The sequence below is a fragment of the Halosolutus sp. YCN4 genome (genome assembly GCF_059736495.1).
In genome coordinates this window covers 609,546-623,346 of the sequence record NZ_JCASSM010000002.1, presented here as the reverse complement: position 1 = coordinate 623,346, position 13,801 = coordinate 609,546, and the positions used below count along the sequence as shown (strand labels likewise).

Below are 13,801 nucleotides of genomic sequence, written 5' to 3'. Positions count from 1 at the left end.
GGAACGAACCGGCGTATGCCTCCCAGTGAAACCAAGGAGGAGGCGTGACACCATGAGCGACGTACGACAGCACGCGGACGACATACACGACCAGTTTTCGGACCATCTCGACATCAGCGTCGACGACGTCGAGGAGCGCCTGCGAACGCTCGTCGACGAGTACACGGTCCCGATCGACGAGGCGCGCCGGAGCGTCACCAACCACTACCTGGACGAGGCGGGGCTCGATCGGGAGGACCTCTCGAGCGGGTCGAGCGAGGCGGTCCAGATCGAAGCCGTCGACGAACCGGAGCAGTGGATCGACCTCACGGCGAAGGTCATCGAACTCTGGGATCCCCGGAGCGACTCGGTCGCGCAGGTCGGCCTGCTGGGCGATCCGACGGGGACGATCAAGTTCACCAAGTGGGCCAAATCGGACCTCCCCGCGCTCGAGGAAGGCGGCGTCTACGAACTGCGAAACGTCGTCACCGACGAGTACCAGGGCCGGTACTCGGTCAAACTCAACTCGACGACGGTCATCGAAGAACTCGACGAGGACATCGAAGTCGGCGACGACACCAGCGAGATCGAGGGCGCACTCGTGGACATGCAAAGCGGCAGCGGCCTCATCAAACGCTGTCCCGAGGAGGACTGCACCCGGGTGCTCCAGAACGGGCGCTGTAACGAACACGGCGAAGTCGAGGGCGAGTTCGACCTCCGGATCAAGGCCGTCGTCGACGACGGTATCGACGCCCACGAGGTAATCTTCGACAAGGACGCCACCGAGGACCTAACCGGCATCAGTTTGGAAGAGGCCAAGGACATGGCGATGGACGCGCTCGACACGACCGTCGTCGCCGACGAGATCCGCGACCAGGTCGTCGGCACCTACTACCGCATCGAGGGGCCGACGTTCGGCCGGTACGTGCTGGCCGACGACGTCACCGAACTCGACGGGCCGACGGATCCCGAGGAACTGCTGATCAAAGCGAGGTCGATGTGACATGAGCCAGGCAGAACTCACCCGCGAAGTCGCCCGCCGCGTCTTCGCCTCCGAATTCAACGACGCGACGTACGCATTCAAAGAGAGCGACGACGAGCGCGCACCGAACTACGCGCTCCTCCCGACGGGCGATCGCGCGAACCGCGTGTTCATCGTCGGCACCCTGACCGAGACCGAAGACGTCGGCGAGGACAGCGAGTACTGGCGCGGCCGCGTCGTCGATCCGACGGGGACGTTCTTCGTCTACGCCGGCCAGTACCAGCCCGAGGCCGCCTCGGTCCTCCGTGATACGGAGCCGCCGGCGTACGTCTCCATCGTCGGCAAACCCCGCACCTACGAGACCGACGACGGTACCGTCAACGTCTCCGTACGACCCGAGTCGATCGCGGTCGTCGACGACGACACCCGCGACCGCTGGGTCGTCGAAACCGCTGAGCGCACGCTCGATCGGATCGAGGCGTTCCGCGAGTGGGAAGCCGAGCAGGAAGCGCCCGAGAGCGGGTCGACTGCGCCCACGAACGAGTACGCCCAGATGGCCCGCGAACGGTACGACTCGCCCGTCGAAAACTACCGCCGTGACGTGATTCAGGCGCTCGAGAGCCTCGAAGAGATCGAGACGGACGCCACGGCCTGACCGGCCGTCTCGTCCGACACGGACCGCTGTAAGTCAGTTCCGGCACAACCGCGGGCGGTTCGCGGTTGTGCCGGGGAACTCGTTACAGCAGACCGTCTAATACACCACCTCGGGCCGCAATTTTTCGACGTCTCGATCGGGTGCTGGGCGGTCGACCGCGAGCGTCCGACAAATTATTAAGTATGGTGAACGTCAACTAGCCGAATCAATGGGCAACAAGAACAAGACGATCTCGTTTCGCGTGAACGAGGACGCGTTCGAGGCGCTCCAGGACATCGCCGAAGAGCGCGATATCTCGTTGTCCGCGGTCTTCCGGGACTACGTCGATCAGCTCGTCGAACACGACGGACAGGTCGCGGTCGTGCCGGAGGCCCGTCTCGAGGGGACAGATGGCGGGGGCGAGGGGGACGGAGACCTCGCGTTCCCACCGACCGTCGAGGTCTCGAAGAGTTTCATCCGCGAACACGAGCGGCTCGAACTCGAGGCCGACCACCTTCGGGAGCAACTCGACGAGTACAAGGCCTACGTCACCGACCTGCGGGACCGCCTGGAGGACGAGGAAAACGAGGTCCTCCTGCTCGACGACCTCGACGAGGCCGACGGCCCCTCACAACTCCGGTAGCCGATCGACTGTGCGCGTCGAGTTGGGACGAGTCGAGTCCGGGCCCGGGAGAAACACCCTGAGCGATCGAGAGCCGGCGGACTACCGCGCGAGATCCCGTTTCGACTGCCGGATCTCGTCGGCTCTGTCGTCCGCACCGTCGACGCGCGCGAGGGATTCCGCCGCTTCGAGGGTTCGAACGCCATCGTCGAGGAAGGAGAGAACGTCCCCGGAGTAGGCGTACACCATGTAGTCGTCGGTCATCACGTCGACGATCGCATCTGGTCCCAGCCCCTGCGCGCGCAACTCCAGCAGGTACCGGACGAACTTCCGCTCCGGACAGCCACAGTATGGGTTGTCGTCGCAGTCGCAGTCCAGGAAGTCCTCGGCGAAGTCGAGCACCCGATCGCGAGTCGTGTCGTCGAGTTTCTCGAGGCCGTCGCCGCGGAAGAGCATGTCCAGCGTCGCCCCCTTGAACGCGCCCTTGGGGATGTTCGTCTCGAGCTGGGAGCTGAGCTGGCGGTGGTTCTTGACGTAGATCTTGTCGGTGATGGCCACGCGTTGGCGGTGCTACGGGGGTCGGGCCGAAAAGCGTCCCGGTCCCGGGCGATCGGGAGCGAGGGGCAGTGACGATCGCACGGACCAAAACCCGCGGTACGGAGTCGCACACTACCGTCCCCGAGTCGTAACGTATTTCAGGCCATCCGCGTTTAGAGAGAGGTGTGCGCGTGTCCGGGTTGGGGTAGTGGTTATCCTTCAGCCTTGTGGAGGCTGAGACGCGGGTTCGATTCTCGCACCCGGACCTTCTGTGGCGAACAACTCGTGAGCCACAGAAGTCGTCAGTGAATCGAACCACGCGAGACGAGCGTTACGAGTCTCACAGTCGGGTTCGATTCTCGCATCCGGGCCCGTTCTGCCGATCGATCCGGCCTACCAGCGATGGTGCACGTGTGCCGCGACGTATTCCTCGTAGACGTCTCGCGTCGCACCGTGAGCCTGGTTGGACAGCGGGTCGAGGTCGGAAACCGCGGCGTTCGCCCGGACGTGGGCCGGCGACGTGGTGCCCGGGATGACCGTCGAGACGGCCTCGTGGTCGAGGATCCAGCGGAGGGTGAATTCGGCCAGTGAGCGGTCCCCGGGGACGTGTGCCTCGAGCGCCTCGACGGCGTCGTGGCCCGTCTCGTAGGGGACGCCCGCGAACGTCTCGCCGACGTCGAAGGCCTCGCCCTCGCGGTTGAAGTTGCGGTGGTCGTCCTCCGGGAACGACTGCTCGCGATCGAGCGCGCCGGTCAGCAGTCCCGATGCGTACGGGACGCGGACGATGACGCCGACGTCTTCTTTCCTGGCCTGTTCGAAGAACAACTCTTTCGGGCGCTGGCGGAACGGATTGAAGATGATCTGGACCGTCTCCACGACGTCGTACTCGATCGCCTTGAGCGCCTCCTCGACTTTCTCGACGCTGACGCCGGCGCGGGCGATCCGCCCCTCGTCGCTGAACCGTTCGAGGGCCTCGAACGTCGACGGCTGGTAGTACGCCTCGGTCGGCGGGCAGTGCAACTGCAGGAGATCCAGCGTGTCCTCGCCGAGGTACTCGCGGCTCCGATCGACGTGCGCGGAGAGGGTGTCGTACGTGTACCGATCCGCCTCGTGGGGATCGAGCCGTCGGCCGGCCTTCGTCGCGACGACGACGTCGTCGTGTGCGTCGCGTTCGTCGAGCACGTGACCGATGTGTCGCTCGCTGCGGCCGTCGCCGTAGACGTCTGCGGTGTCGATGAAGTCGATATCCGCGTCGAGGGCGGCGCGAACGACCTCGCGGCCGGTTTCGTCCGAGACGTCGCCCCAGCCCCCGCCAACGTTCCACGTGCCGAGTCCGACCTCCGAGACGTCGTACCCAGTCGAACCGAGTCGTCGATGGTTCATGTGTGGTCGATGTTCCTACCGCCGGGTATGTCTTGGCCTGGGGGCAATCGACCGCGGAGGAGAGACGGGAGGCGAGCAGCGTCGCTACGTCGCGTCCCCGAAGAACGACGTCAGCCGATCGACCAGCCACCCGGGCCGCTCTTCGGGGATCCAGTGGCCGGCCCGATCGACGACTTCGCCGTCGACGTCGTCGGCGACGGCCTCCATGTCCCGGATGGGGAGGTCGCCGAACGACTCCGTCCCGCCCAGTGCGAGGACGGGGATCGCGAGCGGGTCCTCAGCGTGGCGCCGGTTGTGCTCGGCGTCCGTCTCGTAGGCCCGGTAGTACTCGAAACCGCCGCGGAGGCCGCCAGGCTGGGCGTAACAGCGGACGTATTCGTCCCGGGCGTCGGCGTCGATCGCCGACGGATCGTACGCACCCTCCTTGAAGAACCACGAGAGGTACAGCCGCTCACGGCCGGCGACGAGTTGCTCGGGCAGGTCGGGGACGCTGTGGAAGCGCGTGTGCCAGAGGCGTCGCTTGTGCTCCTCGTTGATCCCCGGCAGGCCGGCGTCGAGGACGGCCAGCGCGCGCACCTCGTCGCGGTACTGGGCGGCGTAGGCGTAGGCCGTCGGCATCCCCCAGTCGTGGCCGACGAGCAGGACGTCGTCGTGGCCGAGGTGGGCGACGAGTTCCCGGACGTCCGTCGCGACGGTGTCCTTGTCGTAACCCGATCGGGGCGTGCCGGAATCGCCGATGCCGCGGAGGTCGGGCGCGATGACGGTGTACTCCTGTGCGAGATCCGGGATGACCGCGCGCCACTCGTACCAGGTCTGTGGCCAGCCGTGGAGCAGGACCAGCGGCGGGCCGTCGGCGTCGCTGGCGGTAACGTAGTGGATCTTGACCCGGTTGACCCGGGCGAGCCCGTGTTCGAGTTCGACGTCGTCGACTGAGACCATGTTTCAGTATTCCCGCACGAACGTATCACCCTTCCGTCGTGTTTGGGCCGCGATCGAGCGGGGACCGATGCGAGGCGCGTGCCGGCGGTGCAGGACGGCGTTACAATGGCGCGCCGACGAGCACGAGCGTCGTCCGATCGTCGCCGCGGTTGCGGATCTGTCGGCGTTCGTCGGGGTCGAGCCGGATCGCCTCCTCTACGGTATACTGTAAGTCGTTTCCGGCGCAACTGCGATCCCGGCGGCGGTCGCGCCGGTACATCGGTACAGCAATCCGTATCGGCCTCGAGCGAGAGCGTCTCGTCGGCGAGTTCGATCTCGACGGTCCCCTTAACGACGTAGTAGACTTCCTCCTGGCCGCTCTCGGTCTCGTCGTGTGCGTTCCCCTTGCCGCCGGGTTCGAGTTCGAGCACCGTGAACCCGAGTTCGTCGGTCTCGAGTGCGTCCTTCAGGAACCACATGCCGCCCCACTCCTCGGGGACGACCGAGTCCACGTCCGTCTTCGCGGCGGTGTCGTAGCCCACACCCGATCGTCCGCGTCCCGCCCCCAAAATCGACCCGCCGCGGATAACGCTAACACCGGCGGTCCCGTACCGTCCCGAACGTCGATGTCCGAGCACGACGGGACGGGGGACGAGTTCGAGTGTGACACCTGCGGGGCCGTGATCCCCTTCGAGGACGCCCGCCGGACGAAGACGATCGGCGGGCTGGATCCGGCGAAGTGGCAGACGCTGTGCTGTCCGAACTGCGGGAGCCGCCTGAAGACGGTATTCGTGGGCGAGTGAGCGAGCACCGGGAGCGAACGGCGGATCGCACGCGCCGCGGTACGCGGGTCGCACGAGGTCGCGCCGCGGGTCGCGCAAGGTCGCGCGTTTAGGGGCTCCGCCCCGTAGCGGGCGTATGGCGGACGCCCGACTCGACGGGATGGTCGACAGTCCGCACCGAAACGCGATCCTGAGCTGGATCGTCACGGCTGTCCTCGCCGTCCTGGCCGTCAACCACGCGCTCGCGGGATCGTACCGCTGGTTCGTCTTTACTGCGCTCGCGATCGCGATCGTGCTGGCCCCGGTCGCCGCGTTCCGGGATCCGCTGGCGGTGCCGCCCTGGGAGTTGCTGGTGCTCGTCCTGCTTCCCGTCGTCGACGCGACGATCCTCGGCGAATCGTTCCTGACGACGATCGCCGTCTACGTCGCCGTCGCCGCGGTCGCCCTCGTCGTCGCCGTCGAAATTGATCGCTTCACCGCGGTCCGGATGAACCACGGATTCGCGATCGCGTTCGTCGTGCTCACGACGCTCGCCGTCGCGGGCGCGTGGAACGTCGCCCAGTGGGCCTCGGACGTCGCGTTCGGGACGGGCTACGTGCTGGACGGGCGATCGCAGGACGCGGCCAACCGGGTGCTGATGTACGACTTCGCCTACGCGGCGGTCGCCGGCCTGCTCGCGGGCGTCGTCTTCGATCGGTACGGTCGGTCCACGACGGACCGCCTCGCCGAGGACTCCGCGAGGGGCACGGCCGAACGGACGTCCGAGCCGAAACGATCGGCGCCCGAGTCGGAATCGGCTCCGGTCCCCTCGCTAGTCCGCGATCGACTGGACGTGTCCGAACGGACCGTGTGGCGACTCTCACGGGCGATGCAGGCGGCACTCGCGCTGATTCTCTGTTACGGACTCGTCGTTCGCGACCTGACGACGGTCGCCAACGGGGCGATCGCGCTGGCGATCACGTTCCTCCCGGCCGTCCTCGAGCGGGACTACCGGCTACCGCTCGAACCCGAACTCGTGTTCTGGCTGACCGCGGCCGTCTTCCTGCACGCGCTCGGGTCCGCCGGCCTGTACGCGGCCGTCGGCCCGTGGGACAGCCTCACGCACACTATCTCCGCGACGATCGTCGCCGCGGGCGGCTACGCCGTCGTCCGGGCGATCGACCTTCACACGGACGAGGTGTACTTCCCGACGTCGATGCTGTTCGCGTTCATTCTCGTGTTCGTGCTGGCGTTCGGCGTCCTCTGGGAACTCTTGGAGTTCGCCATCGACTGGAGCGCCGCCCTGCTCGGCCTCGACGCGGTTCTCGCCCAGCACGGGCTGAACGATACGATCGTCGACCTCGTCTACGACGTCGTCGGCGCCGCCGTCGCGGCGGTCTGGGGATCGATCTACCTCACCGATCTCACGCACCGCATCGCCGATCGGTTCGACGGCTGATACGGTCTGCTGGAACGATGTCCCTGTGCAACCGCAGGGCGATCGTGGTTGCACCGGGAATGACTTCCAGTAGTCCGTATGAGACGCGTGCGATCGGCGCGCGGTCCGGAGAATCGGTTCGACGGCCGCGATGCGAGAATCGGAACCGCGAGTAATCAGTCCGCCGCCTCGGTGATCGCCTGCACCTCGTCGTCGGTCAGCGACACCTGCGAGGCCGCGAGGTTCGATTCGAGGTGGGACGGATCCGACGTCCCCGGGATCGGGAGCACGACGTCCGATCGCTCGAGCAGCCACGCGAGCGCGACCTGTCGGCGGGTCGCGTCGTGGTCCTCGGCGACGGCGTCGAGGCGGTCGCCGTGTTCCGCGAGGTCGTCGCCGTCGATCGGTGCCCACGGAATGAATCCGATGTCGTGTTCGTCACAGACCGCGAGGACGTCCGCGTTCGACCGATCGGCCACGTTGTACCGGTTCTGGACGGTGGCGACGTCGACGTGCTCGCGGGCCGTCTCGAGTTGCTCGACGGAGACGTTGCTAACGCCGACGGAGCGGACGAGGCCGTCGTCCTGGAGTTCGGCGAACGTCTGTACGGAGTCCTCGAACGGCGTGTCCGGGTCGGGACGGTGAAACTGGTAGAGGTCGATCGTATCGGTCCGGAGCCGATCGAGCGACGCCAGCACCTGGTTCCGGATGTAGTCCGGATCGCCGTGGGCGATCCACTCGCCCGATCGGTTGCGCAGGAGACCCGCCTTCGTCGCGACCAGCACGTCGTCGCGATCGCCGATCGTCTCGCCGATGAGGCGTTCGCTCACGCCGGGGCCGTAGGAGTCGGCCGTGTCGACGAAATCGACGCCCAGGTCGACCGCCCGCCGGAGCACCTCGCGCGCTCGCTCCTCGTCCTCGGGTGGGCCGACGATCGCGTCGCCACAGAGTCGCATCGCTCCGAAGCCGAGGCGATGGACGGTCGTGTCACCGATGTCGAACGTATCGCTCTCGTTTGCGATGGTGTCGCTGGTCACACGGCCAGTACGAGTCCGCATCCCATAACGGTTGAGCGCTCGATCGCCGCCCGAACCCCCTTTCGACGACGGCCACTCACACGGATTGCTGTAACGATGTACCGGCGCAACCGCTAACGGGTCGCGATTGCGCGGGAAATGACGTACAGCAGTCCGTATCAGGCCGGGTAGGTTCCGGCGAGTTGCGTGGCCGCGATCACGTGGCCGTCCACGGCTTCCGCGAGGCCGTCGACGTCCGTTTCGGGCGACAGGTCGAGCGTCGTCTCCAGCGCGAAGAGTTTGAACCGGTAGCGGTGTTCCCCGTTCGGCGGGTTCGGGCCGTCGTAGCCCACCTCGTCGAAGTCGGTCGTCCCCTCGGCGGCTTCCTCGACGTCCCAGTCCTCCGGAATCGACGTCGTGTCGGGCGGGACGTTCCAGACGAGCCAGTGCGTCCAGACCACCCCGGCCGGTTCGACCGCGTCCGGATCGTCCACGATCAGGGCGAGCGAATCGGCGACGTCGGGGACCGACTCGATCGACAGCGGCGGATTGACGTTCTCGGCCTCGTAGCCGTACTGCTCGGGAATCCGTTTGCCGTCGTCGAACGCCGGACTCGTGAGCGCGAGGTCGCCGACCTGTTCGACCTCGCCGGTGGGGTCGACGCCGTTTTCGGACGCGTTCCCATCGTCACCATCGGTCGCGCTGGACCCGTCGGTGCCGTCGTCTTCGGACGTCGTCGACTCGTCCATCCCGTCGTCGAGACATCCGGCGACGAGCGCGCCCAGTCCGACGACGACCGTTCGACGCGTGGCTGGCGCGGACGGGTGCATACGGCGTCATTCGCCCGCGATCGAAATATAGGCCGCCGGAGGGAGTGCCGGCGGGAGGCCGATCGGACGAGAGACCACCGACGGGGACGACGGGAGACCGACGACCACCAAGCCATACGGTCGCACGGAACGTACCTGCAGGTATGCCAACGGTTCAGTTCCGCGACCGACGGATCGACTGCGACGAGGGTGAAATCCTCCGCGACGTGCTCCTCGAGGCCGGGGAGAGCCCGCACAACGGGATGGCCGATACCGTGAACTGTCGCGGGAAGGCCACCTGCGGCACCTGCGCCGTCGAGGTGGACGGGGCGGTCAGCGATCCCACCGAGCGGGAACAGCGGCGCCTCTCGTTTCCGCCACACGATCCCGATCGCGGCCTCCGACTGGCCTGCCAGACCCGGGTCGAGGGCGACGTGACGGTGACCAAACACCCCGGATTCTGGGGGCAGAAAATCGAGGAGACGGACTGATCGGGCCGGACTCACCGGACGTACGGACGGATCTCCTCGCGCAAGTACGTCAGGAACTGCCCGGAGTCGAACTCCGATGGCCGGTAGACCTCCACGTACCCGCTCCGGGCCGCCGTCATCTTCACGTCGGCCCCGTCGTACTCGTATGAGAGGCCGACCTGATTCAGGGTCGAGTCCGCAAGGAGGGCGTCCACGTCGTGGCTCGCCCGCAAGTCCTCGCCGTGGAAGACGCCGTTCATCCCGTCGACGGACCCGTAAAAGCCGGCTTTCCACGGCGTCGCGGACTCGCGAGCCGCGAAGAACTCGTCGAGATCCAGCGTCGCGCGCTCGATGCTCGTGTCGGTCTCGGCCCCGAGGAGGTCGAACGCGAACGTCCCGTCGCTCCCGTCGACGGCGACGAACTCGCCGGGAACGCCGACGAATTCGGTGTACTTCGTCTCGGTCCGCGCCCGTTCGGTGACGTGAATCTCGCCGTCCTCGATCGTCGTCGTGGTCCGCTCCGTCCGCGCGTCGGCAGCAGCCCGACCGGCGAACGCCATGTCCCCGGACGGGAGCGAGAACACGCGATCGATCTCGAGACAGCGATCGAGTTCCTGCTCGTCCGTCGTGACGGTATCGGTGTACGAATCGACGACGTCGAACGACCCATCGACGATACCGAGCACTCCTGCCTTCATCGTGCGACTCCCATCAGAGGGGCATAGTATAACGGTTCCGGCCGATCACCATCGAGTACGCGCGCGAGATCGTCAGGTATTCGCACACAATAGCTAACCGATCTGCGATCGTATGTCACGTGTGGTCACGCCCGGACAGATCTACGCCGCAGTGATACTGGTCCTCTTGCTGTTCGCGTTAGGGGTCAGCATCCCGGTTCTCGTCCGGATCTTCCGGGAGGGGGTCGAACGACGACGCAAGTGGAAGAACGGGGAGATCGAACGCTACACCGAAGACGAGGAGTACGACCGGGGATCCGCCGCTCCGGTCGAGGAGGACGCGGCGGGGCAGACGCGCCTGACGTGTCGTCACTGTGGTGCGAAGAACGACCCCGCGTTTCGGTACTGTGGTCGCTGTGCATCCCCCCTTTGAACCGCGGCGCTTCGAGAAACACAGTCCTCATCGACTCGTCACTCGTTCCACGGCGTGGCCGGAAAGTCGACCAGCCGAGTCGTCCGCTCGATCGCGTCGATTCGGTCGATCGCCGATTCGTCCAGTTCCAGCCGTCTCGCCTCGATATTCTCCCGAAGATGCGCCTCCGAGGTCGACTTCGGGATGGGGACGACGTTCTCCGTGGACTGGAGCCAGGCGAGTGCGACCTGAGCGGGCGTAGCCCCGTTCTCCCTCGCGATTTCGACGAGTTCGGGGACCTCGGTGACGGCACCTTTCGCGAGCGGGGAGTACGCGACGAGGTAGTGGCCGTGGTCCCGGGCGTACCGGCGCAGTTCCGCCTGCTGCAACAGCGGGTGGCACTCGACCTGATGGGCGAACAGCGGCGCGTCCAGCCGTTCGATCGCTTCCGCGAGCAACGACGGGGTGAAATTGGACACGCCGACGCGTCGAATCACGCCCCGATCGTACAGTTCGTCGAACGCTGCGAGCGTCTCGGCGGGGTCGTAGGTCCTGATCGGCCAGTGAACGTACAGCAGATCGATCGCGTCGACGCCCAGTCGTTCGCGACTCGCGCGGGCGTGGTCGATCACGTCCTCGTAGGAAAGGTTTCGTGAGTGAATTTTCGTCGCGACGACCACGTCCTCCCGGTCGACTCCGGCCCGATCGATCGCCCGCCCGACCGCGGCCTCGTTCCCGTACATCTCCGCCGTGTCGACGTGACGGTACCCGAGGTTCAGGGCCGTGGTGACCGCGGCCGTGCAGGCCGCGGGTGGTACGTCGTACGTTCCGATACCGATCCGGGGCAGTGCTGTGGGTGACATGGATGGTTCACGTGAATCGTCCATCACGGCGGGCCGGGGCGATCGAGTCGGAGCGACGACGTAGCGCCGCGTCGATCGCGTCGACGAACCGATCGAGCGCCCCGTCGGTCCGCGAGAGACCCAGATAGGGTTCGATCAGTTCGAGTTCCATCAGTTCGAACGCCCCGTCTCGCTCGACCCCGTCGACGCGGGCGTAGGTCAGTTCGGACGGGTCGATCGAGTGGACGTCAGCGGCGGCGTCCAGGACCGTTCGGGCCTGATCGACGAGATCGGCCGACGGATCGGCGGCCTCGGTGGAGACGCCGAAATCCGGATGCGCCCTGAAGTCGTCGGCGGCCGGAACGCTTCGGTTAGCGTGGCTAAACGTCGCGCGGAAGAAGATCACCGAGAGTTCGCCGTCGAGCACCTCGGGGGCGAACTGCTGGACCAGAAGATCGCGTTCGGCGCGCTGGGCCTCGAACCGGTCCGCTTCGTCCGGTCCGATCGGCGTCGAGGTCCGCCAGACGCCGTCGGAACTGGTCCCGATCGCCGGTTTGACTACGGCGTCCGTCCAGTCGTTCCGGGCCAGCACCGTCCCGAGGTCGACGTCTGCTCCTCGATCGACGTACGCAGTCGGGACGACGAAGACGCCCGCCGCCTCGAGATCCTGGAGGTAGAACTTGTGGACGTTCCACCGGATCACGTCGGGCCGATTGACAACGACGATGCCGTTTCGCTCGACCGTCCCGAGCCACGTGCGGAACGCGTCCAGGTCCTCGTAGTACTGCCAGCACGATCGGACGACGAGGCCGTCGAACCGCGACCAGTCCTCTCCCGGCACGCTCCAGATCGCCGGTTCGGCTTCGTACCCCCGGTCGCGGAGGCCCGACGCGACGGCCTGGCCGTCGTCGGTCAGTTCAGGTGCCCTCGTGCCGGTGACGATGCCGATCAGTGGTCGCTCGTCAGCCATTGTCAGCGCAATACAGGGCGGACGACAAGAACGCTCGCTGAACACAATTATTGTACTCGAACCGTCACGTCGGCGTCGCCGTCGCGAGGATTTCGGCGCGTTCCGTCCCGGCCGATCGTCGTTCAAGCCCATGAGCGGGGCGACGAGAGTGTCTCCGAAGTCGAATCGGGGCCGTTTCCGGTCACCACGGTCGCCCGCGTTCCGTCGTGGCGCTCGAGACGCCACCAATGATGCTCGTTGCGACGGAGCGATGGCTGGCGCGATCGGCGATCGACACTCGACAGGTCTACGGCGGACAGTTAGCGACCCGCTAGAGATCCTTGCCGGTCGCTTCTCCCGCCGTTTCCTCGACGCCCTCCGCGATCGCCTCCTCGGCCCCGCCGGGTACGTATCCACCGATTATAGTACGTGCTGATCTGTCGACTCAATCGCTCGTCTCGACTCCCAACGTTCCGTGCTCAACGACGACACTTCGGATCTTGTGCCGATTCTCGGTCCGGTTTGAACGCAATCCGATCGCATTTGCACGGCTCACGATGTTGTTCGCGGTGAGAAGTGCCGCCTCCCGGATTTGAACCGGGGACAGCTCGATCTTCAGTCGAGTGCTCTCCCAGTCTGAGCTAAGGCGGCGCACCTACATCTCCGTCCATGGTATAAAAAAGGATTTCGAATCTGATCGCCGGCAGAATGGCAGGCGGAACGACAGGTTTCTCGCCAGTCGAGGCCAGTAAGCCGATCGCGACTCAGTAACGGGATGGCTACCATCGCGTTTGGGAGTGCCTGACGTTCGTTGGTTGGAATGTTGGATATTCAAGACACGCTTTTCTGCGCTGGAGGGTAACATCGTGTTATGGAAGCACTTGCCTCGGACGAGGGAGAAACAGAACTCTCGGCCGACACCATTCTGGAGCTCCTGGCGAACCGACGCCGGCGATACCTCCTCTATGCCCTCCGAGGGCAAGACGGCCCGATCGAGCTGTCGTCGATCGCCGAACAGGTCGCCGGCTGGGAACACGACGTGCCGCCCGACGAGGTCGCGAAAAACGAGTACAAGAGCGTCTACGTCTCGTCCGTCCAGTGTCACGTCCCGAAACTCGCCGACTCAGGCGTCGTGGAGCACGACGAGGAGAACCACACCGTCGTGCTCTCGGACAATTTCGAACAGCTGGAACCGTACCTCCGCGTCGTGGTCAAGGACGAACCGGAGAACTCGACGCTGCACAGCGCCCTCGAAGCCGAGTCCGAGGAAGGCCTGCTCGGCCAGATTCGCGAGAACGTCGCGCGACTCAAGCACTGACTGATCGCGGCTATTATCAGACTACTCCTTGCAATCGCCGGCTACCATCGGACG

At 65.9% G+C, this 13,801-nt stretch carries 15 protein-coding genes, 2 tRNA genes and 2 pseudogenes; 9 read left to right on the top strand and 10 right to left on the bottom strand.

Annotated features, from left to right (window positions below; all coding sequences use genetic code 11):
• Nucleotides 1-52: 52 nt before the first annotated feature.
• From AC6I6X_RS09350 to AC6I6X_RS09340, 3 genes are all read left to right on the top strand, one after another.
• Nucleotides 53-982: a replication factor A gene (locus AC6I6X_RS09350; protein WP_497930238.1), complete on the top strand. Its 930-nt coding sequence runs from the start codon at nt 53-55 to the stop codon at nt 980-982.
• A 1-nt stretch (nt 983) separates the two neighbouring features.
• A complete protein-coding gene (locus AC6I6X_RS09345) occupies nt 984-1,616 on the top strand; it encodes an RPA family protein (protein ID WP_250139377.1) in 633 nt (210 codons plus the stop codon).
• 208 nt (nt 1,617-1,824) lie between these two features.
• Nucleotides 1,825-2,238: a DUF8146 domain-containing protein gene (locus tag AC6I6X_RS09340; protein WP_497930237.1), complete on the top strand. Its 414-nt coding sequence runs from the start codon at nt 1,825-1,827 to the stop codon at nt 2,236-2,238.
• Nucleotides 2,239-2,319: 81 nt separating this feature from the next.
• Here AC6I6X_RS09340 and AC6I6X_RS09335 read toward each other — a convergent pair whose 3' ends face one another.
• A complete protein-coding gene (locus AC6I6X_RS09335; protein ID WP_497930236.1) occupies nt 2,320-2,775 on the bottom strand; it encodes a DUF5814 domain-containing protein in 456 nt (151 codons plus the stop codon).
• Between the two features lie 173 nt (nt 2,776-2,948).
• Between AC6I6X_RS09335 and AC6I6X_RS09330 the strand changes: the two genes are divergently transcribed.
• Nucleotides 2,949-3,020, top strand: a tRNA-His gene (locus tag AC6I6X_RS09330).
• A 127-nt stretch (nt 3,021-3,147) separates the two neighbouring features.
• Here AC6I6X_RS09330 and AC6I6X_RS09325 read toward each other — a convergent pair.
• From AC6I6X_RS09325 to AC6I6X_RS09315, 3 genes and pseudogenes are all read right to left on the bottom strand, one after another.
• Nucleotides 3,148-4,137: an aldo/keto reductase gene (locus AC6I6X_RS09325; protein WP_497930235.1), complete on the bottom strand. Its 990-nt coding sequence runs from the start codon at nt 4,135-4,137 to the stop codon at nt 3,148-3,150.
• An 84-nt stretch (nt 4,138-4,221) separates the two neighbouring features.
• The gene (locus tag AC6I6X_RS09320; RefSeq protein WP_497930234.1) at nt 4,222-5,076 is read right to left on the bottom strand and encodes an alpha/beta fold hydrolase; all 855 of its coding nucleotides are present in this window, start codon (nt 5,074-5,076) and stop codon (nt 4,222-4,224) included.
• A 100-nt stretch (nt 5,077-5,176) separates the two neighbouring features.
• Nucleotides 5,177-5,597, bottom strand: a pseudogene (locus AC6I6X_RS09315) (cupin domain-containing protein).
• 84 nt (nt 5,598-5,681) lie between these two features.
• Here AC6I6X_RS09315 and AC6I6X_RS09310 point away from each other — a divergent pair.
• On the top strand, nt 5,682-5,858 hold the full coding sequence (locus AC6I6X_RS09310; RefSeq protein WP_497930232.1) for a hypothetical protein: 177 nt from the start codon (nt 5,682-5,684) through the stop codon (nt 5,856-5,858).
• A gap of 115 nt (nt 5,859-5,973) precedes the next feature.
• Nucleotides 5,974-7,275: a DUF2238 domain-containing protein gene (locus AC6I6X_RS09305; RefSeq protein WP_497930231.1), complete on the top strand. Its 1,302-nt coding sequence runs from the start codon at nt 5,974-5,976 to the stop codon at nt 7,273-7,275.
• A 155-nt stretch (nt 7,276-7,430) separates the two neighbouring features.
• Here the strand turns inward: AC6I6X_RS09305 and AC6I6X_RS09300 are convergent, their stop codons facing one another.
• Nucleotides 7,431-8,312: an aldo/keto reductase gene (locus tag AC6I6X_RS09300; RefSeq protein ID WP_497930230.1), complete on the bottom strand. Its 882-nt coding sequence runs from the start codon at nt 8,310-8,312 to the stop codon at nt 7,431-7,433.
• 137 nt (nt 8,313-8,449) lie between these two features.
• Nucleotides 8,450-8,905: pseudogene (locus AC6I6X_RS09295) on the bottom strand (YbhB/YbcL family Raf kinase inhibitor-like protein); the annotation flags it as partial.
• A 338-nt stretch (nt 8,906-9,243) separates the two neighbouring features.
• Here AC6I6X_RS09295 and AC6I6X_RS09290 point away from each other — a divergent pair.
• Nucleotides 9,244-9,570 (top strand): 2Fe-2S iron-sulfur cluster-binding protein, encoded by a 327-nt coding sequence (locus AC6I6X_RS09290; RefSeq protein ID WP_497930229.1) that lies wholly within the window; start codon nt 9,244-9,246, stop codon nt 9,568-9,570.
• Between the two features lie 11 nt (nt 9,571-9,581).
• Here the strand turns inward: AC6I6X_RS09290 and AC6I6X_RS09285 are convergent, their stop codons facing one another.
• The gene (locus tag AC6I6X_RS09285; protein WP_497930228.1) at nt 9,582-10,247 is read right to left on the bottom strand and encodes a hypothetical protein; all 666 of its coding nucleotides are present in this window, start codon (nt 10,245-10,247) and stop codon (nt 9,582-9,584) included.
• 112 nt (nt 10,248-10,359) lie between these two features.
• Here AC6I6X_RS09285 and AC6I6X_RS09280 point away from each other — a divergent pair, with 112 nt between their 5' ends.
• The gene (locus AC6I6X_RS09280) at nt 10,360-10,659 is read left to right on the top strand and encodes a DUF7577 domain-containing protein (RefSeq protein WP_497930227.1); all 300 of its coding nucleotides are present in this window, start codon (nt 10,360-10,362) and stop codon (nt 10,657-10,659) included.
• A 38-nt stretch (nt 10,660-10,697) separates the two neighbouring features.
• Here AC6I6X_RS09280 and AC6I6X_RS09275 read toward each other — a convergent pair whose 3' ends face one another.
• The 3 genes from AC6I6X_RS09275 to AC6I6X_RS09265 all read right to left on the bottom strand — a co-directional run bounded on the left by AC6I6X_RS09275 (nt 10,698) and on the right by AC6I6X_RS09265 (nt 13,080).
• On the bottom strand, nt 10,698-11,501 hold the full coding sequence (locus AC6I6X_RS09275; RefSeq protein WP_497930226.1) for an aldo/keto reductase: 804 nt from the start codon (nt 11,499-11,501) through the stop codon (nt 10,698-10,700).
• A gap of 7 nt (nt 11,502-11,508) precedes the next feature.
• Entirely contained in the window at nt 11,509-12,450 is a 942-nt protein-coding gene (locus tag AC6I6X_RS09270) for an ATP-grasp domain-containing protein (RefSeq protein WP_497930225.1), read from the bottom strand.
• A gap of 556 nt (nt 12,451-13,006) precedes the next feature.
• Nucleotides 13,007-13,080 (bottom strand) — tRNA-Phe (locus AC6I6X_RS09265).
• Between the two features lie 220 nt (nt 13,081-13,300).
• Here AC6I6X_RS09265 and AC6I6X_RS09260 point away from each other — a divergent pair.
• Nucleotides 13,301-13,747, top strand: coding sequence for a DUF7344 domain-containing protein (locus AC6I6X_RS09260; protein ID WP_497930224.1), 447 nt, complete (start codon nt 13,301-13,303; stop codon nt 13,745-13,747).
• Nucleotides 13,748-13,801 lie beyond the last annotated feature (54 nt).